This window comes from Aerococcus mictus, assembly GCF_003286595.3.
Taxonomy (GTDB): Bacteria; Bacillota; Bacilli; order Lactobacillales; family Aerococcaceae; genus Aerococcus; species Aerococcus mictus.
In genome coordinates, this window is record NZ_CP132985.1 from 123,131 (window position 1) to 146,777 (window position 23,647).

Consider the following 23,647-nt stretch of genomic DNA (forward strand, 5'->3'; position numbering starts at 1 on the left):
TTAGCCGAAGTGTTTCGCTTCGGCTTTTTTTATGGATTGAGATGAAAATTCATAAAAGTTAGAAACATTTGCCTAATTAATTCATAGCTTTTTCACAAATGGCCTTTATGATAAAGACAGTCCAAATAAATTTCTTTATATTTTTCTCCCAGCGAGCTTTCAAGCGAAAGCTCGTTTTTTTGTTGGAAAATTTATTAAGAGGTAAAAATTTTTACTAAAACATGTGAAAATTTACAAAAACTATACTTTGAATTGACGGTATTTTTATATAAGTATGAGATCCTGTAGGTGTAAGAGTAATTGAATAAACAGCCTACAAGGAGGATAAAATGAGTATCAAAAAATGGCTATTGAGTGGTTTAAGTGTATTAACCGCTTTTGGTTTGGCAGCTTGTGGTAATGAAGGTGGAGAGAGTGGGGATTCAGCTGAGGCAGGTAATCATATCGATACTTTATCAGTAGAATTCGTTCCTTCCCGTGACCCTGAAGAAATTATTACGGTCACTGATCCTTTGAAGGACATCTTGAAGGAAGAATTAGAAAAACAAGGATTCACTGTTGATAATGTCGATATCAACGTGGGAACCAGTTATGAAGCAACCGGTGAAGCCTTAGAAGCTGGGACTACTGACGTTGGTTTTATTCCTGGTGGGACCTATGTCCTTTATGAAGAAGGCATCGAACCGATCTTAACTGCTACTCGTGGCGGACTTTCGGTTACTGGTGAAAATCCTCAAGACTGGAATAAAGAACCAGTAACTAAAGTAGACGACCAAGTGACTTACTATCACGGCCTCATCTTAGCGGGACCTAGTGAAAAAGGTCAAGAATTAGCCGAAAAGGTAAATAATGGCGAAGAACTCAACTGGGAAGACCTCAATTCAGCCAACTGGTCAGTGATGGGGACTTCATCCCCAGCGGGTTACATCTATCCATCCCTTTGGTTACAAGATAACTATGGTAAGAATATTACTGACTTAGCTAATGTGGTGCAAGCGGACTCCTATGCTTCAGCTTTTGCCCGTTTAGCTTCAGGTCAAGTGGATGTTATGGTTACCTATGCGGATGCCCGTTTAGATAATGAAGAAAAATGGCAAGAACAACTCGGTGGTAGTGATAACATTTGGAAAGAAGTTCAAGTGATTGGGGTCACTAAACCAATGATGAACGATACCATTTCCGTATCCAAGAACTCTGAAAACATGACTCCTGAATTAGCCCAAGCCTTACAGGAAGCTTTCATCAATATTGCTCAAACAGAGGAAGGCCAAGAAATTATTGCCGTTTACACCCACGAAGGATATGAAAAGGCAGAACCATCTGACTATGATACCGAACGTGAAGCCCAAAAATTAGTGCAAGAAATGAATTAATTGAGATAATAACTCGATGGTTATTTTGAGTTTATGAATAAGTTATTAGGATAAAAAAGTGCTTCGATCAATGGCTAAAGATTGGTTGAATGCACTTTTCCTATTTCTACTTATGGTGGTTAAGTCGTTTGTTTTAGCTGTTGTGAGCGATCATGTTTTGGAGAAAGGAATAAAAAATGATTCGATTTGAACATGTGGATAAGGTTTATGAAGGTGGATTAAAGGCTTTAGATGATATTAATTTAGAAATTCCCAATGGTCGTTTTGTCGCCATTGTAGGGAAATCCGGAGCGGGGAAATCGACTTTAATTCGTACCATTAATAAGATGCATGACATTAACGGAGGAAAATTAACCGTTAACGATAGGGATGTTTCGGCCTTAGAAGGTAGCCAATTAAGAAAATTCCGGAGAAATATTGGTATGGTCTTTCAATCTTTTAACCTGGTGGAGAAGACCACGGTCTTAAATAATGTTTTAAATGCCTTTTTGCCTGACTTAGCCTGGCATCAGAAACTATTTTCTCTATTTACAGAAGAGCAAAAGGTTAAAGCCCTGGAAGCCTTAGAAAGTGTCGATATTCTGGATAAGGCCTATGACCGGGTCGACCAATTGTCTGGTGGACAAAAACAAAGGGTGGCCCTAGCTCGAACTTTGGTTCAGGAGCCATCGATTATTTTAGCAGACGAACCGGTAGCCAGTTTGGACCCGATTTCTTCTAAGCAGGTTATGGATTACTTTAAAAATATTAATCAAAGCCAAGATATTACCATTTTAATTAATATCCATGATGTCGGTATGGCCCTAGATTATGCCGATAGTGTCATCGGAATTAATTCAGGGAAGATTGTTTATTATGGTCCAAGTAGTGAGGTTAATCAAGAGATTTTAGATACGATTTACAAGAAGTCTTAGGGGGATTAAAGTGTTTAAACGAAAAGAATATCAACTGGCTTCTGGAAAGGTATTTAAAGAAAAACGCTCTTGGACGCCAGTGATTGTATTAGTTTTAGCCATTGCTTTATATGTTGCCTTAGAGGTGACCGAGTTTGATTTCGCTGACATTATAAAACGGGGCCACCAGTTAACTACTATCGTTGCCCAACTCTTTCAACCGGATTGGTCCTATCTATCTGATGTCATCCAACCCTTGCTGGATACCATTAAGATGTCATTATTTGGCTCTTTTGCTGGGGCGGCAGTTGCCTTACCCTTTGCCTTTTTAGCCTCATCCAATATGGTCCATTTTGCGCCAGTGAACTGGTTGGTTAAGGTGTTATTTACCATTATTCGTACCATTCCAACCTTAGTTTCTGCCTTGATCGCGACTTATTTGTTTGGTCTAGGGACTTTGGCAGGGACGGTAGCCATCTTCCTGTTTTCATTTTCCTATGTGGGTAAGCTCTTGTATGAAGAAATTGAAACCACTAATTTAGGAGCCTTTGAGGCTATGATTGCTATGGGTTATACCCGTCCTTTTGCCTTTTTAAAAGGGGTGATTCCTAATATTATGCCTTTCTATCTGTCTACCGCCCTCTTTAACTTTGAAGGGAATGTGCGTTATGCCTCGATCTTAGGTTATGTGGGCGCCGGCGGTTTAGGTTTACTTATTAATGAAAATATTGGTTGGCGTGATTATGAAAAAGTTGGGACCATTCTCTTTGTCCTATTAATAACTGTTTTCATCATCGAGAACTTAAGCCGTTATATTCGGCGTAAGATTAGTTAGGAGGGCTAGCTGTGACAGATTCAATTCAAAGCGTATTAGACAAAGAGCCGAATTACCGTGCCATTCAAGGAGTCATTACTGTCATTGTGCTGCTGGTATTATTTTGGTCATCCAGTGTGATTGATTTTTCCAATTATAGCCAGGACGGCTGGGCTGTAGCTGGAGAAATCATCTCTGGGGTGCTTCATCCCGATATGACTATGTTGACGGATTTTTCTTCCAGTGGTTTATGGTTTTTATTATTTGAAACCGTCTGTATTGCTTTTGTTGGGACCTTAATTGGTGGTATCATTTCTTTACCTTTAGCTTTTTTATCATCCAGTAATGTGGTTCCTGCTTGGCTAGCCGCAATCTTCCGAGTGGTGATTATGATGCTTCGGACCGTCCCAGCCATTGTATACGGATTGATGTTTATCCGGGTAACTGGTCCTGGGCCAGCTGCGGGGGTCTTAACCATGACCTTTACCTCGATTGGGATGTTAACCAAGCTCTTTTCAGAAACCATTGCCGATTTAAATACCGACATCCTGGAAGCCTTCCGCGCCATGGGAACGACCACCATGGACCAGATCATGTTTGGTATCATTCCACAGTTATCGGCTAGTTTCTTATCGACTTTAATCTATCGTTTCGATATGAATATTCGAGATGCAACTACCCTAGGTTTGGTTGGTGCTGGTGGGATTGGGGCTCCCCTACTATTTGCGATTAACTCTTATCGCTGGAATCAAGTGGGCGCCATTTTAATTGCTTTAATCTTACTGGTCTTCTTAGTGGAAGCCATTTCTACCCGCCTGCGTCAATACCTCGCCTATGGTCACTTTTAGAAAGGACAAGCATGAAATTAACTTTACTCGCCATGAGTGATGTTCATGGCCATTTTTCAACCCAAAGTTTTCAAGCAAGAAATAAAAAGACGGCTAACGGTTTATCACGTTTTGCCAGTGTTTTAAAGGCCAAGCGTCGCCAAGAAGAGCATCTTCTGTATCTGGAAAGTGGGGATATGATTCAGGGCTCGCCCTTGACCAATTATGAGGAAAGCCATCATGACTATGCCAAGATATCCAGCCAGGTCTATAATTATGTGCAGCCTGATGTCTGGACCCTGGGTAACCATGAATTTAATTTTGGCTTAGATTACTTAAAGAAAACCATAAGCCATATGCCTGATTCCCTGGCTTTGGCTAATGTGATTTCAGATGGAGAGGTTTTCTGCCATAAGCCTTATCGGATTTTTCAATGTGAAGATATTCGAATTGGTGTCTTGGGATTAGTGACCCAGTATATCCCTCACTGGGAGAAGGAAGAAAATATTGCGGGCTTAGCATTTAAGTCCGCCCTGGAGACAGCCCAATATTATATTCCCTTCATGAAAGAAAGCGAACACTGTGATCTTATCTTCATTACCTACCATGGGGGCTTTGAATGTAATTTAGAGACCGGCCAACCGGAAGAAGACTTAACCGGAGAAAATGAAGGCTATGCCCTATTAACCAGTGGCTTGCCGATTGATGCCTTCTTTACCGGGCACCAACACCGTGAGATTGCGACCGTATGGCAGGGAATACCCATCATTCAGCCGGGTTTTCGGGCGCAAAAATATGGCGAAGTCATTTTAGAGCTGGATAAAGACGCAGATGGTCAGCTGAATAAGCGGGTGGAGAGCTGCCAATTACATTCACTCGCTGATCAGCCGGCTGACCAAGAGCTAGAAGAACTTTTGGCAGAGGATAATGAAAAGATTCAAGACTGGCTTGACCAACCGCTGGGGCATTTGGATCGACCCGCCTTAGTGGATAATTTCTTTGAAGCTCAAGTTGAGGGCAATCCGTATTTTGCCTTGACCAATAAAATTCAGATGGAGGCTGCAGGGACGGATATTTCAGCTTCTTCAGTCTTTAATCTGGATGTTTATGGTTTGAAGCAAGAAGTCACTGTGCGTGATTTGGTGATTAATTATCCCTTCTCTAACGGTTTATGTAAGATTAAGCTCACCGGTAAAGAATTAAGGGAAAACTTGGAAAAGAATGCCGAATATTTTGCCTTAGATGACCAAGGCCGACTGGTAATTAGTGAGGACTACCTCAATCCTAAAGTCGAAGTTTATAACTATGATATTTATTCTGGGATTGACTACACGATTGATGTGTCTAAAGACCGAGGCCAGCGGATTGTTCAACTCGATTATCAGGGGCAAGAAGTTAAAGATGATGATGAATTATACCTAGCCATTAACCAATATCGGATGGCGGGAGGCGGTAACTTCCCGCATTTCTCTAGAGACAAAGTCTTAGAAGATCTGACTACTGACATTCCCAATTTAATCATCAATTATTTCGCTGACCATGACCTTGTTGAAGTCCCAGAAAACGACAATTATCAAGTGATAGGTTATCAAGCAATCAGTGACGATATTTAGATCAAGGTGTTGAAGGTGAGTAGATGACAACTTTAAAGGATATTGCCAAGGCAACAGGTTATTCTGTATCAACAATTTCTAGAGTATTGAGAGAAGATCCTACCCTATCCGTTAAAAGCTCTACCCGTCAAGAGATTAATGCTGTGGCGCAGGCCATGAACTATACCATTCGTGGAGTCAGTAGTTATGCCTATGATATTCTCGTTATCCATAAAGATGACCATTTCCGCGACCATATTGACAATGCCTATTATTTTAATATGCGTTTTGGAATTGAGTCCATCGTTCATGAATATGGTTATAGCTGTTATTTTGTTCCCATTAGTCGCTTAAAGAAATTCAAACGGACTTTTGATGGCATCCTTTTATTGGGCAATTTTACTAAAGAAGAACAAAAAGAGATTATTACTTCTTACCACAATTGCCCCATTGTTACGGTTTGTTTAATGAATTTTTTTCCTGATCACATGGACCAGGTGGCCTATGATATTGAAAAAGCCATGGAACTTTTGTTAGACCAGGTCGCCGATGAGGGTTATCATTCCTTGGTTTATGTATCTGGTGAAGAAATTGACCAGGCCCATTTGATGAGTAGTAAGGAACAAATCCTACGGGCTATCTTGCCGAAGTACCCGACTATTGACTGCCAACAAATTATTTCCATCAAGCAAAGTTCCTATTCCGGTACCCAAGCAGCTAAGAAATTCTTTAGTCAAAGCGAGTCCTTGCCTGATGTGATCATCTGTTCCAATGATCCCATCGCCTTTGGCTTTTTGGGGGTCATGCAAGATTTAAACATTGATCTGCCACTCTTATCCATCAATGGGGATTCCTATGGGGAAGTGACGACCCCACAACTGACTAGTGTGGATGTGAGAACTGAAGAAATCGGTCAGGTCGCAGTGGAAAGGTTGTTAGAGCGTTTGAAAGACCCCCAAGCGCCCTATCAAAAAATCCTAATCCAACCCCAAATGCTCTTGCGGCAAAGTCATTTGCCATAAGCTAAGTGGGAGCCATAGCTCATTATCACTGCCTGTGTTATTATTAATAATGAAAGTGATAAAGGAGCGTGGAAATATGGCAAAAGTTGAAAGTTTTGATTTAGACCACAATAAAGTCAAACCCCCTTATGTGCGGGTGGCTGGTCGTGAAGAGGGGCAACATGGTGATAAAATTACCAAGTTCGATATTCGTTTAGTTCAACCTAATGAACAAGCGATTCCTACTGCAGCCCTCCATACCATTGAACATATGTCAGCGGCTTATATTCGTGACTATCTGGATGGGGTGATTGATTTATCCCCAATGGGCTGTCGGACTGGTTTCTATCTAATCATGTGGGGCCAAGCAGAACCCGAAGAAGTGGCGGTAGCTTATACTAAGGTTTTACGTGACATTACTAAGAGCGATTGGTCCGATGTGCAAGGAACTGAAGCAGTTTCTTGTGGGAATTACCGGGACCATTCCCTCTTCGGTGCCCAAGAGTGGGCTAAGAAGATCCTTGACCAAGGCTTCTCCAAAGATCCCTTTGACCGCCAAGTGGTCCAAGTGCCGGAAGATTAGTTTAGCCCAGCAAAGCTCAATTTAAACACAAAAAAAGCGTTATTCCCAAATCGTGGGTCTAACGCTTTTTTCTGCATTCTAGAAGGGTTTACTATCAGGATCGGGGGCTTCGATATCAGCGACTGTATCAAGTAATTCCACATCGCGGTCAGTCAGTTGGATATCAAAGACATCTAAGTTGGCCTTGATATTTTCTGGCGTTTTTGACCGAGGAAGTGGGACAAGCCATGGTTTAAGGACCAGGCCAGGGCAATTTGAGCCACGGAGTAACCTAACCGTTGGGCAATGGCTTGGACTTCCTCATTGTCGAAGATCTCACCTGACCCCAGCGGGCTATAACCTTCCAGGAGAATGTTATGTTTCTTACAATACTCCACGATCTCGTCTTGGGTGAGTCCTGGGGTTAACTTAATTTGGTTAACCATAGGGATGATCTTAGCCGTTTCTAAGAGGGCATCCAGGTGGTAGGGGAGGAAGTTGGAGACCCCAATAGCCTTGGCTTGGCCTTTTTCATAGATAGTTTCTAGAGCCCGCCAGACTTCGGCGTTCCGTTCCTTATAGCCAGGTTCTTCTCGGTAAGGCTTGGGATTAGGCCAGTGGATGAGAAGCAGGTCGACATAGTTTGTGCCTAATTTTTCTAAGGATTTTTCAAAGGAAGCCAGGGTATCTTCGTAACCGACTTTATCGTTCCAAACTTTTGTGGTTAAGAAGATGTCTTCCCGAGGCACGGGACTCTTTTTGATGGCTTGTCCCACTTCGTGTTCGTTGCCATAGTACTGGGCAGTATCGATATGGCGGTAACCCACTTCCAAGGCGTAGGAGACCGCATTGACTGCCTTGTCGCCTTCTAATTTCCAGGTACCAAAACCGATGGCAGGAATTTCAACACTATTAGATAACTTATAGGTTTTCATTGAACCTTTCCTTTCTCTATTTTGTCAGACTGCTTGAATTTGACTTCATAGTAACACGGATCAGATGAGAGACATAACAGTTTGATCTGATCAAGAGTGAATGGCAGAGGAATCCTTTTTAATAAAGTGATGGTCGAAAAACTCAACCATGGCTTTGGTGGTCTCGATATCCACTAGGTGGCCAGCGTCTTCAGCAAGAAAATGGATATGGGCCTTGGGGTTTTGCTTAACAAAGTCTTCCGTCTGGGCAAAGGGCACGCGTTGGTCTTGGCGGCCGTGCCAGATAAACAAGGGACGTTGACCTAAGCGCTCACTGTGTCTAGATAGGTCATAGTTTTCTAGCCAGGCGATGAGGTCAAAGTAATCATCAGGCATGAAACGTTGAGCTGCTTTAGCATGTTGGTATAAACGCTCAGCATAGGCTAGCGGTTGGGGTGTTCCCATGAGGACCGCTGCTGCTTGGATCTTAGGGTGTTGGCTTAGGAGGGCAAAGGTGGTTATCCCACCCATAGATACCCCAGCAACCGCTACTTGGTCATTGGCCAGTTGGCGTTCTTGAAAGAAGTTGACGATATAGGTAAATTCAAAAAGATTGCTTTGGATACTCTGCCAGAAGGTCTGGGAAGGAATGCCCTGGACCGGAACTTGGCGCTCTCCGTGGTTAGTGGCATCGGGAACAATAACCCGACAACCTAAACGGGCCAGGCGGCGAGCAGCGGTGAGGTTTAATTCCTTGTGCGACCGCCAACCGTGGTAATAAATGATTAAGGGTAAGGCGTCATGGACCTGGTCTTTGGGTGCGCACTCCAGTAAAGGAATGGTGCCCAGCCAACGATGACGGATAGTGATGGACACAAAACATCTGCCTTTCTATCAGGAATTTTGATTTGGGTCTTTTAAATAAGGATAAAACAAAGTGGAAGAAAAGTATAAAAAAGCGCCTGTCCGTCAAAAATATTTCGCCAGGCGGTATTGAGAAACAGGCGAAGCTTTGCCATGATATAATAGAAAGGACCAAAGAGAGAGGATGTCAATATGGCAAAGAAAAAATGGCAAGCGCCAGTTAAGAAGAATCAAATACTCGATGTCACCATCACTGACCTAACTTATGAAGGCATGGGTGTGGCTAAAATCGACCGCTACCCCCTCTTCATTCAAAATGCCTTGGTGGGGGAGGACTGCCAGGTCAAGGTGGTTAAAGTGCTCAAGAAGTTTGCCTTTGCGATTGTCCTCAAACGCTATAATGATGCGGATAGTCGCGTTCCCCTCCGTGATGAAAATGGCCTAAGAACGGGAACCATGCCCCTCCAACACATGGCCTATCCCGCCCAGCTCGCTTTCAAGCGCCAACAGGTGATCAACAGCTTACAAAAACAAGGCCTGCTTGACCAAACCCAAGTCCTAGAAACCATCGGCATGGAAGAGCCTTGGCACTACCGCAATAAGGCTCAAATTCCGATTGGCCAAGCGGATGGCCAGCTCTATACTGGCTTTTACCGCAAGGGGTCCCATAAATTAGTCCCTATGACTGATTACCAAATTCAACTGCCTGGGATTGACCAGACCTTACAAAAAGTAGTGACCATCCTTAACCAGTATCCCATTTCTGCCTATGATGAAGACTCCCATCAAGGCCTACTCCGCCATCTGATCGTTCGCCAGGGTTACTATACTGGCCAAGTCATGTTGGTGATTGTGATTAATGGGAAAATGCTCCCTGATGAAGAGAAAATCGTTGCAGCACTCAAAGCTGAAATTCCTGACTTAGTTTCTATTGTGATTAATTCTAACCAGAAAAATACCAATGTTATTATGGGCCAAGACCAACGGGTGGTTTATGGCGAGGACCTTTATGAAGACCGCATGTTTGACTTGACCTTTCGGATTTCCTCCAAGTCTTTCTTCCAGGTCAACACCAGCCAAGCGGAAAAACTCTACCATCAAGCCCTGGAAGCCGCTGATCTTAAGGGCGATGAAGTGGTGGTGGACGCTTATTGTGGGATTGGGACCATTTCGCTTTGTCTCGCCCAAGCCGCTAAAGAGGTCTATGGGGTCGAGGTAGTTCCTGATGCCATTGACCAAGCCCGCGAAAACGCTCAGCTCAATGGACTGGATAATGTGACCTTCCAAGCTGGAAAAGCAGAAGAAGTCATCCAGGACTGGGTCCAAGCGGGACTTAAACCCGATGTCGTTGTCGTTGACCCACCACGCAAGGGGCTAGCGGAAGACTTTATCCAGTCTGTCTTAGAGGTCCAACCGCCTAAAATCGTCTATGTCTCCTGCAATCCTGCCACTCTAGCCCGTGATTTAGCTAAATTTGTCGACCAGGGCTATCAACTGGGTAAGGTTCAACCCGTAGATATGTTCCCGCAAACCCACCACGTTGAGACGGTAGCTCTGTTGTCCAAACTAAATACAGAACATCATTTAGATATAGAAATAGGGGAAGATGAATTATCTGAAATTGACTTTTCAAAAGACGCAACTTATGGAGAAATTAAAAAGTATGTGTTAGATAAATACGGACTAAAAGTTTCAAGCCTATATATTGCACAAATAAAAAGGAAACATGGTCTAATAGAGAGAGAAAATTATAATTTTAGTAAGAAAGAAAATCAAAGAGTGCCAAATTGCCCAGAAGAAAAAGAAAAAGCAATCGAAGATGCTTTAGAGCATTTTGGAATGATTTAAATAATATCTAAGATTGAAAATTTTAAAATTAAGACTTAAAAACTTTAAGATTAAAAAGATATGTACTTCTTATATAACCTAAGAAGATTAATTGAAAATCAGGGGAACGATGATGGTAAAATAAAAAATTTTAACAACTAAAGAAGAATTAGGCATTATTGCCAAAGAGGTTTTTATGAAGTTAAAAATACTGAAAAAGACTTGTTAGAATTGAAAATTTTAGATCATTGTGCAGGGTTTCGTGTCATAATAGTGATAGAGGCAAATAGTTATGTAAATATAAAGAGTTCAAGACTTCTACCAAAGTTTAAAACTCAAAAAATAAATAGTTGGTGTGCTGCTTAGAGTAACCATTTTGATAATGTGGATGCGAAGCAAAAAGAGATAATCAGACTTCGTAAAAAATTGAAACAGGTTGAAATGGAGAATGATATTTTAAAGCAAGCTGCATTACTGTTAGGCAAAAAATAGACCTCATTATCTCGAACCGAGATAAATATAGCATTAGTGCAATGTGTAGACTACTTGGGGTCACAAGAAGTTTAGTCTATTATCATTTGAACAAAGAAAAAGATGTGAAATTAGATGAAGATGAAAAACTAATAGAAGAAATAAAAGAAATATTCAGAAGAAGTAGAAACAACTATGGAACACGCAAAATAAAAAAAGAACTAGGGAAAATTGGATATAAAATATCGAGAAGAAAAATAGGCCGAATAATGAAGAAAAATGGCCTAGTCTCAAACTATACAGTAGCACAATATAAAGTAATAAGATCCAAATGCAACGAAGAAGACATCCCTGACCTTTTAAATAGATAATTTGACAATAGAGACTATTTAGAAGCAATAGTAAGCGACCTAACATATGTAAGAGTAGGAAAAACATGGAATTATATATGTTTAATAATAGACTTAAACAGCCGTGAAATAATAGGATACTCATCAGGTAAAAACAAAGATGCAAATCTAGTAGCAGAAGCATTTTACTCAATAAGGCAGCCACTAAATCGTATAAAAATATTTCACACAGACAGAGGAAGAGAATTTAAAAATATAAAAATAGAAGAAATATTAAAGGTATTTGGGATAAAAAGATCGCTAAGTAAAAAAGGAAGCCCATATGATAACGCAGTAAGCGAAGCAGTCAATAAAGTAATGAAGACAGAATTCATATATCAGGAGAACTTTACTAATTTCCAAGAACTTAATCTAAAATTAGCAGAATACGTATATTGGTATAATAACCTAAGAATTCATGGATCTTTAGGATATAAAACACCAGTAGAATATAGAAAAGCAGAATAAAAAGCTCTGGAAGTTTCATAAATTAAATAAAATATATGAACAGACTGTCAAGGGCAAATTTCAATGAAATTTGGGCGAAGCCTTTACCCTTGATTGTCTGAGAATATATTTTATAATCTAAAGAAACTTTCAAGCTTGATAATGTTCGGTTATAAATTGTCTAAAAAAGGGTTGCCATTCCATGTATTTGGGTTCATTAGAAGAATGCCGAGCAATGGGTAACATGACGCTGATGTGTTTATACACAAAAAAGCTACACGTGCGTTGGCTGACAACAGGGAGCTAAGTAAATTAACACCAGCTAAAATGTTTGACGCTATTAATAAATGACAAGTATATGAAATTGGTTTTACCTAGTTTAAAAAAGAAATTATAATGAAAATATGGAGGCTAAGAATATGAAGATTAATAATGAATGTTGTTGTGGATGCAAAACAGAAAAGCCGGATCAAATTAAAGACAATTGTCCTGTATGTAATAATGAAGGGATTTCCGTTAGTAAAGTAACTGTTGAACATCTAGTGGTAGATGATTATCGTAATGCTGTTAACGGAGATCAATATAAGATTTGCATGAACGAGGACTGCGACGTTGTTTACTATAACTTAGATAATGAAATAAAATTCTTGAAAGACCAAGTTAGAGTTCCTATCTGGTTTAAGAAAGATGCAGATCCTAAGTATGCTTGTTATTGTAGCGAAGTCACAGAAAATCAGGTAATTGAAGCAGTTGTAAAGCATGGCGCGAAATCCGTAAAAGAAGTAAATGCCATCACTGGGGCAATGAAAAATTCTAATTGTAAAGAAAACAATCCGTTGGGAGTTTGTTGTCATAAGATTATTCAGGAAGCTATCGATAAAGGCTTGAAAATGAAATAATTACAGTCGATATGTTCCTACAAACGAGAGCCAATCTTTGATATGTTTCCATCTACGAGCGTGGATATGTTCCCCATAACCTTAGGGGTTGAGAATGCAGTTTTGATAGCTATCAAGGCAACTCGACACACGTTGAAGCAGCAATTCTGATGACGTATTGTGGTTTGGACAAGGAATAATAGGAGTCAACCACAACATGTAGTGGTTTGAGTACGAAAATCGGGTCAAAAACAGGCTAAAAAATACCGTTTTTTGACCCTTTTAAATAGGGCATTTGACAGATGACATTTGATGTTTCGGGATTAAAAATCCATAGGGTGAGGTAGATTAGCACAGAACTTTATTGAATAGAGAAATTAAAAGTGATATAATCAGTTGCATAAGGAGGAGTTAAATATGTGTACATGTATTGCAGTAGTAGATATTACTTTATCTCATTTATAATGAAAAAAATTAAAGGAGGTAAAGGTATGGGTATGTTTTCTATATTTGTTATTGAGAGATTTCATTATCAACTAAACCAAAAATAATTGGTTATAATGAGCTCTTAAGATTAGTTCATTATAACCGGCAAGGAGAAGGTTATAATGAAACAGAAAAACCCGAAAAATACGCAAAATTTCATTACATCTAAAAAGCATGTAAAGGAAATATTAAAATATACGAATATCAATAAACAAGATAAAATAATAGAAATTGGGTCAGGAAAAGGACATTTTACCAAGGAACTTGTGGAAATGAGTCAACGGGTGAATGCTATAGAGATTGATGAAGGTTTATGTCATGCCACGAAAAAAGCAGTTGAACCTTTTCAGAATATAAAAGTTATTCATGAGGATATTTTGAAGTTTAGCTTTCCTAAAAATACAGACTATAAAATATTTGGTAATATTCCCTACAATATTAGTACTGATATTGTAAAAAAGATTGCTTTTGATAGTCAAGCGAAATATAGCTACCTTATTGTAGAGAGGGGATTTGCTAAAAGGTTGCAAAATACCCAACGAGCTTTAGGTTTGCTGTTAATGGTGGAAATGGATATAAAAATTCTTAAAAAAGTGCCACGAGCATATTTTCACCCTAAGCCTAATGTAGATTCTGTATTGATTGTACTTGAAAGGCATAAACCATTTATTTTAAAGAAGGACTACAAAAAGTATAGATTTTTCGTTTATAAATGGGTAAACAGGGAATATCATGTTCTTTTTACTAAAAATCAATTAAGACAGGTGCTGAAGCATGCGAATGTTACTGATCTTGATAAATTATCCAATGAACAATTTTTGTCTGTTTTCAATAGTTACAAATTATTTCAATAAATTAAAAATAATTAAGCGTTCTCTAACTTTAAGAGAACGCTTAATCTTATTACATTGAAAAATGCATTCTATTATTTTCAATTATTATGATATAACATAACTATCATTTTACTTATTTGCATATTTGCACGAAAATATAGTTATCGACGACTATTCTGATAATAGCAACTAATATAGTCAATGATAACTCAAAATTTATTGATATAGTAGGTATATGTGCAACTAATTAATGAAGAAATAATATTTAAAGGAATTTGAAATGTAGCAAATAGATGTATTAGAATATCTGATATTCTAATACATCTATTTGTATATAAATCAAGATTAAATATCGAGAATATGGTGGCGAAGTTTAGGTCAACTAAAGACCAATAAACTTCGTCATTTTTTTATGCTTAAAAATAGAAAGAAAGGATTGGGAACAATGTCAAAATTATTTATGTATGGTACATCCTTGGAAGGAATAGAGCAATTGATGGTTATGGTTCCAAATTTCCAGCCAAGAGGAAATGGAATAATCATCAATAATTATTTTAATTGCCAAGGGGGTGATGGAGATTGCAAGATTGGTGTGATTAATGTTGATGATGATTGTAAGGAGTGTGGACACATTGGTTCAAACTTCAAAATCAATGTGGATAGATGTAGATATAATGATCTAGTCAGAGAGTGCTTTGGAAAGATAAATAATTATTATTTAAAGGAAAGATTAGAAAGTCTAGCAAATAATTTCAAGGGGGAAATCTTTTTAAATCATAACCACAAAGAAAGATTCTATAATTTTCTTCGAAACCAAGATCTAGATATTCATGATATATCCCCAAGATTTATTGCTATCCTATTTTTACTTACTGCCGATGAAAATCTATGGAAGGTTTCTGAAAATCATATTTTAAATGTTAAGTTTGGCTTAAAACAAATATGTCTTCGGGATATAGATACCAATGGCTATGCTTTATACCAAACTGCAAAGACCCTATCAACTGGAAAGGAGTGTATAAGAATCAATGAGCTAGCAGATAGGGAATTAATAGATGACTATATATTTAAATCAATAATTAACTCTGCCTTAATCAATAGATACGGGACAGAGTTATTTTTAATTAATAAATAGAATGGAGGAAAAAGATTGAATATAACTATTAAAAAATCAAGGGATGATGATAAAAGAAAAACCATATGGATTCCAATGGAGGAAGATAAACTACAAGAGGTATGCAATGAATTAGGAATAGAAATGAGTACAAGGTCAAACTGTTATATAGAAGGCAGTAGGGATGAAAGATTTTCAAATATACTGGCTGATAAAAATGTAAATATAGATGAACTAAACTATTTAATGAAAAGATTTGATGGGTTCAGTCCAAGGGAAATAGAAAAGTTTTGTGCTGCGACCTTTACAGAAGAACCTAATACAATGGCAGATTTAGTAAGCCTAAGTTTCAACTTGCATTGCTATAGCCTTATAAATAACTTCAGCGATTTTGATAAGCTAGGCAAGGATCTATATTAAACTGAGAAAATGGCAGTAGCAACTAAAGAATTAGATGAACTAGATGGAGAAGAATATGCAATGGAAGTAATAAAAAACAATAAAAGTGCTAGAGTAACTCCTTATTTCGTCTTTTGACTCATCAAGTATTTTTAATATTCTTGGTGCCTATTTTTGTATTAAATGTAATAAATGAAAAGTTTATATGTATACAGAAAGACTATATGGTAATATATTCAATTAACGAGAAAAAGAATATTAGAAAGATATTTTATATTATTTTGGGGACTGAATTAATATTTTATATTTTGGGACAAATTTTTTTTCAAGGAATTAATTATTTTATAACAGGTGAAGTGTATTTAATTAGTATTAAGTTTAATGTATTAACAATTTTAGAAATTCTATCTGCAAGTTATATAGTTCTATCTATTTTATTACTATTAAAAAAGGATTTGTTTACTATATAAACTATTACATTTTATTAATGGTACTTTTAGTAGTTAATAGTGGATATATTACATTTCCGATGACTATAAAAGTTTTAAGTTTACTACAACATGATTATATAAAACTACTACTATCAAGAACATTTTTGTTTTTGTTAACCTTCTTTATTTTTAAAATGTCTCTTAAAAGATATAGTAGTAAATTTTATGGTGGATAATAATGGATAAATTGGCATATATTGGAGTTATAAATCATGATGAAAATGTTGAATATCCATTAAATTTTTCCAGTGATGGTATTTATGAAGTTGTTTGTAAATTTAATGGTGGATGTGAAATAAAAATCAAATCAAGTAATTATATAGATGCTCATGAAATTCATAAAGATTATTATAAATTTCACATTAATGTTTTTCTGCCAATTATTGGACTAATAGGTTTAGTATATGGGGTAAAGGAAAAGGATAAGTTGTTTATGGCATTAAATATCCTTTTGATTTTATTACTTCCTATAACAATGTTCGTAGGTCATCTAGTAGGATCTCCTTAAGTAATATAATAAGCTTAGAGTAAAATTTTGTAAATAATCTTAAAAAGATATAAGTTTATCTGCTTATAGCATTTTATCTCTCCACTTCCTTCCCATAAGTGATTTTCATAGTTTTTCCTATACTGAAAAAGGTCAGAAAATTCTTCTTTATTCAAAGAATGCTCTTGCATAAGGGTATTCTTTTTTATTGCAACTTATCGAGTCTGATTAATATTTCTTTTATGTTTGGTAATATTTTATAGATTTCTAAAATTTCATTAGTAGCTATTTTATAAATAGAAAGTTCGATATAATACTTCTCTGTAAATTGGTTTTATTCAGTTTTTTTACATTTTTATACTTCATGATGTAAGATCTTTATTTCAGTTTCAATTTTTTAAAATTTATTCAGTGGATGTTGTATATCATAAGAAAATAACTAGCTTTAAATCAATTTCTCCAAACCTAGATTTTATATCTACATCTATTTATTTTAGTACAGATAAGATTGAGCGATTACATCAATACGATTATGTCCTAAGTATTTGCTGGTTATTAACATAGCTTTTCGATCTAATATTTCTCCAGCTCTATCATTTCTCATGATGTATCTTTCTCCTCCTTCTGAAATTAAACCACCAGGTATTTCATCTATTGGTCTTGCATAATGATTATAAATTCTCTTGGCGTATACTGCTCTGTAATGGTGGTTATCATAATGAGAAGGTAACTTTGGTGCTATTTTAATTTCTCCAGCTTCTTTAAAAATATTTATTATCTCATCTGTTTCTTCTTTATCTTTCCCCATGATTAAAGTTAAGCGTTTTTTCCCACCTTTTCCTTGTCTAACTTTTACATAATATTTCCCGTTGATTTCTTTTAAATCAACCCCTCTTACAGCTTCCATTTCTTTTTTTCTTAATCCTGTAGAGCTTGTTATTTTAGAAAATTTTCTTTCTAGCTCTTCTGATATGTGTTTATCTCTTTTAGTTTCATATCGACTTCTTTTAATTGATTTTCTTGTCCTTGGAGGTGTCGCTATAAAGTTTGTAGATGATGTTCTTAAAACCTTTGCTACAGCTGATTTAGATGTGCTAATTGAGTAAGCAGATAAGCCTTGATTTGTTAAGTTTTTAAGATATTCATTTACGTGTTCTGTTTTAACTTGTTGTATTTTCTTTATTTCAGGATTATTTTCTTTCAAATATTCTGCAAATTTATAACATTGTTTTTTATATGTCTTATAGGTTGTAACGCTATAAATTTTATTTTTTGTTGTAGTTGATAAATCATTTTTGTCGTTATTTCTTGATGTACTCATACCATCATTTAACATTTTTGTTAATCTATCATAAATCTGATTTTTTAAAATGTTTTTTTGCTTTCTTTTATCCCATTTTTTAGTTTTTTTCTTTTCGTTATCTATTATTTCAAATGCTTTGTTAAAAGCTTCGTGTGTGATATTAAAAGACATAGAATGCTCCTTTCAAATATAACTATCTTTTTAAAATTAAAGCTCTTAAAATCGATTCTAGAGCCTTATTTGTTACTCTAATTGTTAAGACTAAGCTTTTTATACTACCGAGTCCGTAGAAGCTTCTAAGTTGTCTAATCTAAGACAAAACACATTTTTTAAAGAGCTTGGCTTGCTCTAAAGTACACATTTTTAGATTGATAGCTTGGCTTGCTATTTAATGCTTTTGTAAGTGCATTCCTACACTATACATTTTTTTACCTACTTAAAATTTTTGCTCTATAAATCTTTTTTATTTTTTCTTTACTCCATATTTTGCAACTTCCTTTCTTTGTTTCCTCATTTTTTATCACTTCCTTTTTTGTTTTCTCCATGCCATCAATTTTCTATCTATAATTTGTCAGAAAGGGTCCTTAATAACAAAAGAGTTTAAAAACTTATCCTTGGTAAGTACCATAAATCTGTTTATACGTCCATAAATGGAGCGTATAAACAGATTTTATTTATTGAAAATCCTGTGTGTAGAAAATAAAAACATCAACTTTTCTTACATATAAGAGACAGAATAAAAACTTTCTTTTATATGGGGGAATTATGAAAATGGGAAAAAACATCTTAGTAAGATATGAAAATTTTAATAGATTTGGTTTTGATAGAGTAAAGTTCAAAAATATAAGAGTTATAAAATATGATATTGATATGTTAAAGGATTGCCATCACAAATCATATGGAGTAGCGAAAATCAAGTATAATTCAAAAAATCTAAAATCTCTTCGCATCGAAAGAAGAGGCATTGGGAGATTAGTGATAAGTAGAGAGAATAGTTACAACATAGATTGGGGCTTATATGCAAGAATAGATTTTTCTCCAACGGACATTCTAGGACAAAATATAGAAAATTTTTCTTTAGAAGAATTAAAAGATGTGGTTGTGGAAATTAAAAATATATTATACGAAGATTATAAAATTGAGATAGACATATCAAATGTCATTTTTAGCTATTGTGAAATTAACTACAATTATTTGACGACAGGTAATACTAAAGATTTTGAAGACCCATTACGTACTCTGCTTAGATTTATCCCGTATATGAAAATTTGCATAGATATTGAAAACCATAAAGAGAAAGACGGCTATGAATCCAAAACAATAACAGCACAAAATCAACGACATAAAATTACATTTTATGATAAATCAAAAGAAACAAAAAAGAAGCATAAAAATAAAGAAATCGTCATCGTTGATGAAAATGGAGAGATATTAAATGGGAGTATTTATAGATATGAGCATACAATAAAAAAAACAGATAAGTTTAAAAATGTTTTTGAAGGAACAAATCTTTTTAATTTAAATGAAGGAGTGTTTCGTCAAAAATTATTCTTATATTTAGAAAAAAATCTTTTTAAGCCATATGAAAAGCAAAAATTAATGTGTAGAGACCTTCTTGTGAAAGCCGTTAAAAAATATAGGGAAAAGGATCGAAGGGGAAAAGAGTGGGGAAGCTTGATGATTAGCGATATTCTAATTCAAGAAAGACAATTAGGTTATCAAATACTTTTTGATTCAGAAGATTTGTTAGAAATTGTTAGTGAAGTTTTTTTAAAAGATAAAAACAAAGGGCGCATTTTAGGATATATAAAAAGACTGTTTTGCAAGGAGCCGTATCTTTATTATTCTAAAAATAAAAAAGAGAAAGTTGAAAATTTAGTTTATAGTATAAAAAGTCAATTTCAGGGTCTCATTAAATGAGGATAGAAGTGATATGTATTGTGAAAAAGGATAGATATTTGATTGGTGTAAGTAGCAAAATTTAAAGAAAGTATTACTTTCTTTAGTTAGTGTAAAAGATAAGTAGCAATCTCTTATAATAATAGGAAGAATTTTCAATGACGACAAGTTTGTTATTGGATATTAATTCTTACATATAACGACTGTAAGACGTATCTAAATTTATTAGGAAAGGAAATTATTATGATACTAGAAAAAGAAGAATTTTTGGATAAGGTTTTTAAAAGTATAGTCATGGATATCATGACTATAGAAAGATCTCTTATAAATGGAGAAGGATGGTTAGATATTGGAGGACACTTTTATTGTGTAGATGGCGTTAGAGATATTTTACTAGAAAGAGAAGGTGAGTCACTTCAGTACTTTTTAAGCGATATGATAGTAACCATAAGATGCTATGCAGAAGTTTATGGAAGTTTTGATATAGAGCTTGATTTAGAGAGTATAGGCTTTAAAAACTTCATAAAGTTGTCCCATTTGTTTAATGAAAAATTCTTTAATAACTGGAATAGCTTTGTGCATGAAATCCAAAGAGATGGGCAAAAAAATTATAAGTAAATTTAGTAAGAATAAAAGCTTGAGATTATACCTCAAGCTTTTATTTTTTAATTCACAGCTAAATCATCCACGATTAAATCCTCATAGTCAACTGTAATCCCATCATAATTTTTCCTTGAAGAGACCACTATTGCCGATACGAAAACAAAGTCATTTATTTCGAGCGAAACATCATTTACACGCATGTTTTTAGAGTATTGAAGTGTAATGACTTGCTCCCTATAGTCTCGCACTTGAATCGTAATCCAATTATTGAACTCTTTGATGCTTAAGACAGAACCGCTAAGAAAAACTCGTGAAAATGGGTTTTTAAAAGAAAAACCTATATTTTCTATTTCAAAGGCTTCCGATAACAAAGTGTTCTCTAAGACTATTTTTTCACCAAGAAAATACTGTTCTTTCCTACCTTCATATAAATAAGGAATGACAGGGCTTTTCACAAAACCTGTAATAAAAACAGTTTGATTCATTTTAAAATCATGAATATCTACAGATTCAAAGTATACTTTCATATAATTGGGCTCTTTTTTTCCTTTAATAAAGATTGTTAAATATGGATTTCTTTCTTTAAAACCTCCTTTTCCTACAATTCTTCCTCGACAATAAAATTCATTTAACAATGGGATTTTCCTATCTTTTTTCATTTTTTTCTCCTTTCTTCAATTAATCGTTTATTATGTGCATTAAAAGTTTTTCAATAAAAAAACCTGTGTGTAGGAAAAGGCTAAGCAGTATTTTCTGACATATACAAGTTGAAATTAAAATATCGGAGGATTTTAACTTGGATAATATATCAAATAAAAATAATCAATTAGATTCATTGGCTGTGCTTCTTCAAGAATTAATAGAAAAGTATGCAGATCAGTTAGATTTTGAAAAATTGGAAGTACCGCCAAGATGTTCAGAAAAAAATAAAAATGAGGATAATATTAATTCATCGGATTAGGTTATTGTATTGACTTTTATATTATGATTTATGTAAAATATAGGTATAACTATAACGTGAAAATATGTCCAAACTAAAGGTGGAAAAATGAAAAATAAAAAGGCGTATGTATATACAAGAGTGTCAACATCTATGCAAATTGACGGTTACTCACTTGATGCTCAGGAAGAAAGAATAAAACAGTATGCAAAAGCTTATGGTATAGAAATAATAGAAACCTATAAAGATGCTGGAAAATCAGGAACATCTATTTCAGGTAGAAATGAATTCATAGCTATGCTTAATGATATAGAAGCTGAAAAAGATAAAGTTGATTATGTAATGGTTTTTAAATTATCTAGATTTGGAAGAAATGCAGCGGATGTATTGCAGTCATTGCAAGTCATGGAAAATCATAATGTAAATCTGATTTGTGTTGATGATAGTTTAGATAGTTCTAAAGATTCTGGAAAGCTTGTTATAACAATTCTATCGGCAGTAGCAGAAATGGAACGTGAAAATATACTTTCTCAAACTATGGAAGGAAGGAAACAAAAGGCAAGAGAAGGAAAATGGAATGGTGGTTTTGCTCCAATTGGCTATTCATTAGATAATGGAGAATTAGTTGTTAATGAAGATGAAGCTAAAGCAGTAAGGATGATTTTTGATTTATATGCTAATTCAGATATGGGAGCCAATGGAGTATCTAAGTATTTAGTTTCTTTAGGTATTAATAAACCTATAAGACAAAATGGCAAGAATCCATATTTTTCAGCTAGTTTAATAAGACAAATATTGGATAATCCTGTATATAATGGGAAAATTGCATATGGAAGAAGAAAAACAATTAAAGATAAAACTACTGGTAAAATTAAATTAGAAAAATCTGATCATTATATTATAGCTCAAGGAAATCATGAAGCTTTAATTGATGATGAGTTGTGGAATACAGTACAGGAAAAAAGAAAATCTCAAGCTAAAAAGTATGAGAAGATAAATAGAGGAAAAGATGAGAGAGTTCATATCTTATCAAATCTAATAAAATGCCCATATTGTGGTGCTGGTTTGTATGGAAACAAAAGCCGTAAACGTAATAAAAACAAAGAAGGAGAGCATTATAAAGATTATTACTATTACGGTTGCAAACATCGACAAATGATGAATGGACATACATGTACTTTTAATAAACAAATTAGGGCTGAATTAATTGAAAAAGAAGTAGAAACAATAATTACTCAAATAGTTAGCAATCCTACTTTTGCCAAAAAAATTGAAGAAAAAATCAATATTCAAATAGACACTAAAGAGATTGACGAAGTTATTAATAAGCACTTAGCGAAGATTAGGCAATTAACAGGTACAAAAGCATCACTAATTAATCAAATAGACTCTTTAAATTTTGAAGAAAAACATTATGATAGAAAATATACTGATTTAAATCTCAGACTTGATGCAATATATGATCAGTTAGAATATGCAGAAATGCAGTTAAATGATATCAGAAAAAGGAAAGAGGCGATCCTTGAAGAAAAAATAACCTCAGATAATATTTATAAAATCCTTGTTAATTTTAATAGCCTTTATACAGTCCTTTCAGATATCGACAAGAAGAGATTACTTAATGAATTGATAGAAGAAATTCAAATCTATGACGAAAAACCTAAAAATGGAACTTGGATAAAATCGGTTGTTTTCAAGCTTCCGCTTATAGATCATGACCTTGATTATAGTTTGGACAAAATAGATAATGTCGAAGCGGTTGTGGGCCTGACGCGGAACTAGTGATGAAATGATGTGGAAAGAGTGAACCGCTGAGTGTCAATGTCACAGGCCTATGCGAAGAGAGATTAATAAACAGGACTCATGTCAAAAATTCCCAAGAAGTCGACTAAAAAGAAGGAAGCCAAGCCCTCTCAAAGACTGCTAAAAGCTCGACTAGTGAATAGTTTTTAAAAAATTTAGATCTTTGATTTTGATATAGTAAAAAAAGGAGGATGTATGATATATGGCACTGTTTGATAAAAATGATGAAAAGAAATATGAAGAAATAGTAGAAGATTTTGATCTTGAAGGCCTTAATAAGGATGATTTGAAAGTACTATTGAACAACTCAAATGAAGCAGCTTCTGGTGGTGTAAGTGCTTTGGTTGTCCAAAATTATATCATCATGAGACAACTTGATAGACTAAATAAAAATATAGAACAATTAATGAAAAAATAATAAGTACCAGTCTAAAAAA

At 35.3% G+C, this 23,647-nt stretch carries 23 protein-coding genes and 4 pseudogenes; 22 read left to right on the forward strand and 5 right to left on the reverse strand.

The window, feature by feature from the left end:
- The first annotated feature begins 329 nt into the window (after window positions 1–329).
- The 7 genes from DBT49_RS00515 (at window position 330) to DBT49_RS00545 (ending at window position 7,083) form a co-directional block, all read left to right on the forward strand.
- A complete protein-coding gene (locus DBT49_RS00515; RefSeq protein ID WP_083300488.1) occupies window positions 330–1,373 on the forward strand; it encodes a phosphate/phosphite/phosphonate ABC transporter substrate-binding protein in 1,044 nt (347 codons plus the stop codon).
- A 176-nt stretch (window positions 1,374–1,549) separates the two neighbouring features.
- The gene (phnC, locus tag DBT49_RS00520; protein ID WP_070559655.1) at window positions 1,550–2,287 is read left to right on the forward strand and encodes a phosphonate ABC transporter ATP-binding protein; all 738 of its coding nucleotides are present in this window, start codon (window positions 1,550–1,552) and stop codon (window positions 2,285–2,287) included.
- Between the two features lie 10 nt (window positions 2,288–2,297).
- On the forward strand, window positions 2,298–3,101 hold the full coding sequence (phnE, locus tag DBT49_RS00525; protein WP_180754237.1) for a phosphonate ABC transporter, permease protein PhnE: 804 nt from the start codon (window positions 2,298–2,300) through the stop codon (window positions 3,099–3,101).
- Window positions 3,102–3,112: 11 nt separating this feature from the next.
- Entirely contained in the window at window positions 3,113–3,928 is an 816-nt protein-coding gene (gene phnE, locus DBT49_RS00530; protein ID WP_070559653.1) for a phosphonate ABC transporter, permease protein PhnE, read from the forward strand.
- Between the two features lie 11 nt (window positions 3,929–3,939).
- Window positions 3,940–5,520: a bifunctional metallophosphatase/5'-nucleotidase gene (locus DBT49_RS00535; protein WP_070559652.1), complete on the forward strand. Its 1,581-nt coding sequence runs from the start codon at window positions 3,940–3,942 to the stop codon at window positions 5,518–5,520.
- Between the two features lie 23 nt (window positions 5,521–5,543).
- A complete protein-coding gene (locus DBT49_RS00540; protein WP_070559651.1) occupies window positions 5,544–6,521 on the forward strand; it encodes a LacI family DNA-binding transcriptional regulator in 978 nt (325 codons plus the stop codon).
- A gap of 76 nt (window positions 6,522–6,597) precedes the next feature.
- Window positions 6,598–7,083: an S-ribosylhomocysteine lyase gene (locus tag DBT49_RS00545; RefSeq protein WP_070559650.1), complete on the forward strand. Its 486-nt coding sequence runs from the start codon at window positions 6,598–6,600 to the stop codon at window positions 7,081–7,083.
- A gap of 78 nt (window positions 7,084–7,161) precedes the next feature.
- Here the strand turns inward: DBT49_RS00545 and DBT49_RS00550 are convergent.
- Window positions 7,162–7,997, reverse strand: a pseudogene (locus tag DBT49_RS00550) (aldo/keto reductase).
- Window positions 7,998–8,087: 90 nt separating this feature from the next.
- Window positions 8,088–8,852 (reverse strand): alpha/beta fold hydrolase, encoded by a 765-nt coding sequence (locus DBT49_RS00555; RefSeq protein WP_070559648.1) that lies wholly within the window; start codon window positions 8,850–8,852, stop codon window positions 8,088–8,090.
- A 32-nt stretch (window positions 8,853–8,884) separates the two neighbouring features.
- On the opposite strand from DBT49_RS00555, the gene DBT49_RS00560 reads away from it, so the two are divergent.
- From DBT49_RS00560 to DBT49_RS00600, 10 genes and pseudogenes are all read left to right on the forward strand, one after another.
- A complete protein-coding gene (locus DBT49_RS00560) occupies window positions 8,885–9,064 on the forward strand; it encodes a hypothetical protein (protein WP_070559647.1) in 180 nt (59 codons plus the stop codon).
- On the forward strand, window positions 9,033–10,688 hold the full coding sequence (rlmD, locus tag DBT49_RS00565; RefSeq protein ID WP_111872442.1) for a 23S rRNA (uracil(1939)-C(5))-methyltransferase RlmD: 1,656 nt from the start codon (window positions 9,033–9,035) through the stop codon (window positions 10,686–10,688). The genes DBT49_RS00560 and rlmD overlap by 32 nt, the downstream gene beginning before the upstream one ends.
- A gap of 234 nt (window positions 10,689–10,922) precedes the next feature.
- Window positions 10,923–11,033, forward strand: a pseudogene (locus tag DBT49_RS00570) (type I restriction-modification system subunit M N-terminal domain-containing protein); the annotation flags it as partial.
- A gap of 12 nt (window positions 11,034–11,045) precedes the next feature.
- Window positions 11,046–11,995, forward strand: a pseudogene (locus tag DBT49_RS00575) (IS3 family transposase); the annotation flags it as partial.
- A gap of 383 nt (window positions 11,996–12,378) precedes the next feature.
- Window positions 12,379–12,873: a Csac_0668 family 2Fe-2S cluster-binding (seleno)protein gene (locus DBT49_RS00580; RefSeq protein WP_002846217.1), complete on the forward strand. Its 495-nt coding sequence runs from the start codon at window positions 12,379–12,381 to the stop codon at window positions 12,871–12,873.
- A 476-nt stretch (window positions 12,874–13,349) separates the two neighbouring features.
- Window positions 13,350–13,403 (forward strand): erythromycin resistance leader peptide, encoded by a 54-nt coding sequence (locus tag DBT49_RS09735; protein ID WP_223839720.1) that lies wholly within the window; start codon window positions 13,350–13,352, stop codon window positions 13,401–13,403.
- A 57-nt stretch (window positions 13,404–13,460) separates the two neighbouring features.
- Window positions 13,461–14,192, forward strand: coding sequence for a 23S rRNA (adenine(2058)-N(6))-methyltransferase Erm(A) (erm(A), locus tag DBT49_RS00585; RefSeq protein ID WP_000810833.1), 732 nt, complete (start codon window positions 13,461–13,463; stop codon window positions 14,190–14,192).
- 424 nt (window positions 14,193–14,616) lie between these two features.
- On the forward strand, window positions 14,617–15,306 hold the full coding sequence (locus DBT49_RS00590; RefSeq protein ID WP_111872440.1) for a hypothetical protein: 690 nt from the start codon (window positions 14,617–14,619) through the stop codon (window positions 15,304–15,306).
- Between the two features lie 15 nt (window positions 15,307–15,321).
- Window positions 15,322–15,705, forward strand: a complete 384-nt coding sequence (locus DBT49_RS00595; RefSeq protein ID WP_001027813.1) for a hypothetical protein — start codon at window positions 15,322–15,324, stop codon at window positions 15,703–15,705.
- A gap of 648 nt (window positions 15,706–16,353) precedes the next feature.
- Window positions 16,354–16,683, forward strand: coding sequence for a hypothetical protein (locus DBT49_RS00600; RefSeq protein ID WP_000359188.1), 330 nt, complete (start codon window positions 16,354–16,356; stop codon window positions 16,681–16,683).
- Between the two features lie 73 nt (window positions 16,684–16,756).
- On the opposite strand, the pseudogene DBT49_RS00605 reads toward DBT49_RS00600, so the two are convergent.
- Window positions 16,757–16,993: pseudogene (locus tag DBT49_RS00605) on the reverse strand (hypothetical protein); the annotation flags it as partial.
- Between the two features lie 162 nt (window positions 16,994–17,155).
- Window positions 17,156–18,136, reverse strand: a complete 981-nt coding sequence (locus tag DBT49_RS00610; RefSeq protein WP_111872413.1) for a site-specific integrase — start codon at window positions 18,134–18,136, stop codon at window positions 17,156–17,158.
- A gap of 594 nt (window positions 18,137–18,730) precedes the next feature.
- Between DBT49_RS00610 and DBT49_RS00615 the strand changes: the two genes are divergently transcribed.
- Both DBT49_RS00615 and DBT49_RS00620 read left to right on the forward strand, forming a co-directional pair.
- Entirely contained in the window at window positions 18,731–19,885 is a 1,155-nt protein-coding gene (locus DBT49_RS00615; protein ID WP_111872412.1) for a hypothetical protein, read from the forward strand.
- Window positions 19,886–20,107: 222 nt separating this feature from the next.
- A complete protein-coding gene (locus DBT49_RS00620) occupies window positions 20,108–20,482 on the forward strand; it encodes a hypothetical protein (RefSeq protein WP_111872411.1) in 375 nt (124 codons plus the stop codon).
- A gap of 47 nt (window positions 20,483–20,529) precedes the next feature.
- Here the strand turns inward: DBT49_RS00620 and DBT49_RS00625 are convergent, their stop codons facing one another.
- On the reverse strand, window positions 20,530–21,126 hold the full coding sequence (locus DBT49_RS00625; RefSeq protein WP_073997693.1) for a hypothetical protein: 597 nt from the start codon (window positions 21,124–21,126) through the stop codon (window positions 20,530–20,532).
- Window positions 21,127–21,263: 137 nt separating this feature from the next.
- Here DBT49_RS00625 and DBT49_RS00630 point away from each other — a divergent pair, with 137 nt between their 5' ends.
- From DBT49_RS00630 to DBT49_RS00640, 3 genes are all read left to right on the forward strand, one after another.
- Entirely contained in the window at window positions 21,264–21,428 is a 165-nt protein-coding gene (locus tag DBT49_RS00630; RefSeq protein WP_258451591.1) for a cobalt ABC transporter, read from the forward strand.
- Window positions 21,429–21,515: 87 nt separating this feature from the next.
- Window positions 21,516–23,189, forward strand: a complete 1,674-nt coding sequence (locus DBT49_RS00635) for a recombinase family protein (RefSeq protein WP_111872409.1) — start codon at window positions 21,516–21,518, stop codon at window positions 23,187–23,189.
- A 223-nt stretch (window positions 23,190–23,412) separates the two neighbouring features.
- Entirely contained in the window at window positions 23,413–23,628 is a 216-nt protein-coding gene (locus DBT49_RS00640; protein WP_070559645.1) for a hypothetical protein, read from the forward strand.
- Window positions 23,629–23,647: the final 19 nt, after the last annotated feature.

Excerpts from the sequence above, each read along its gene's own strand:
- DBT49_RS00540 (WP_070559651.1), top strand. The coding sequence starts at position 5,544 with ATGACAACTTTAAAGGATATTGCCAAGGCAACAGGTTATTCTGTATCA.
- DBT49_RS00535 (WP_070559652.1), top strand. The coding sequence starts at position 3,940 with ATGAAATTAACTTTACTCGCCATGAGTGATGTTCATGGCCATTTTTCA.
- DBT49_RS00580 (WP_002846217.1), top strand. The coding sequence starts at position 12,379 with ATGGAGGCTAAGAATATGAAGATTAATAATGAATGTTGTTGTGGATGC.
- rlmD (WP_111872442.1), top strand. The coding sequence starts at position 9,033 with ATGGCAAAGAAAAAATGGCAAGCGCCAGTTAAGAAGAATCAAATACTC.
- phnC (WP_070559655.1), top strand. The coding sequence starts at position 1,550 with ATGATTCGATTTGAACATGTGGATAAGGTTTATGAAGGTGGATTAAAG.
- DBT49_RS00625 (WP_073997693.1), bottom strand. The coding sequence starts at position 21,126 with ATGAAAAAAGATAGGAAAATCCCATTGTTAAATGAATTTTATTGTCGA.
- DBT49_RS00600 (WP_000359188.1), top strand. The coding sequence starts at position 16,354 with ATGGATAAATTGGCATATATTGGAGTTATAAATCATGATGAAAATGTT.
- DBT49_RS00615 (WP_111872412.1), top strand. The coding sequence starts at position 18,731 with ATGAAAATGGGAAAAAACATCTTAGTAAGATATGAAAATTTTAATAGA.
- DBT49_RS00620 (WP_111872411.1), top strand. The coding sequence starts at position 20,108 with ATGATACTAGAAAAAGAAGAATTTTTGGATAAGGTTTTTAAAAGTATA.
- DBT49_RS00640 (WP_070559645.1), top strand. The coding sequence starts at position 23,413 with ATGGCACTGTTTGATAAAAATGATGAAAAGAAATATGAAGAAATAGTA.
- DBT49_RS00515 (WP_083300488.1), top strand. The coding sequence starts at position 330 with ATGAGTATCAAAAAATGGCTATTGAGTGGTTTAAGTGTATTAACCGCT.
- DBT49_RS00545 (WP_070559650.1), top strand. The coding sequence starts at position 6,598 with ATGGCAAAAGTTGAAAGTTTTGATTTAGACCACAATAAAGTCAAACCC.
- DBT49_RS00635 (WP_111872409.1), top strand. The coding sequence starts at position 21,516 with ATGAAAAATAAAAAGGCGTATGTATATACAAGAGTGTCAACATCTATG.
- DBT49_RS00610 (WP_111872413.1), bottom strand. The coding sequence starts at position 18,136 with ATGTCTTTTAATATCACACACGAAGCTTTTAACAAAGCATTTGAAATA.
- DBT49_RS00590 (WP_111872440.1), top strand. The coding sequence starts at position 14,617 with ATGTCAAAATTATTTATGTATGGTACATCCTTGGAAGGAATAGAGCAA.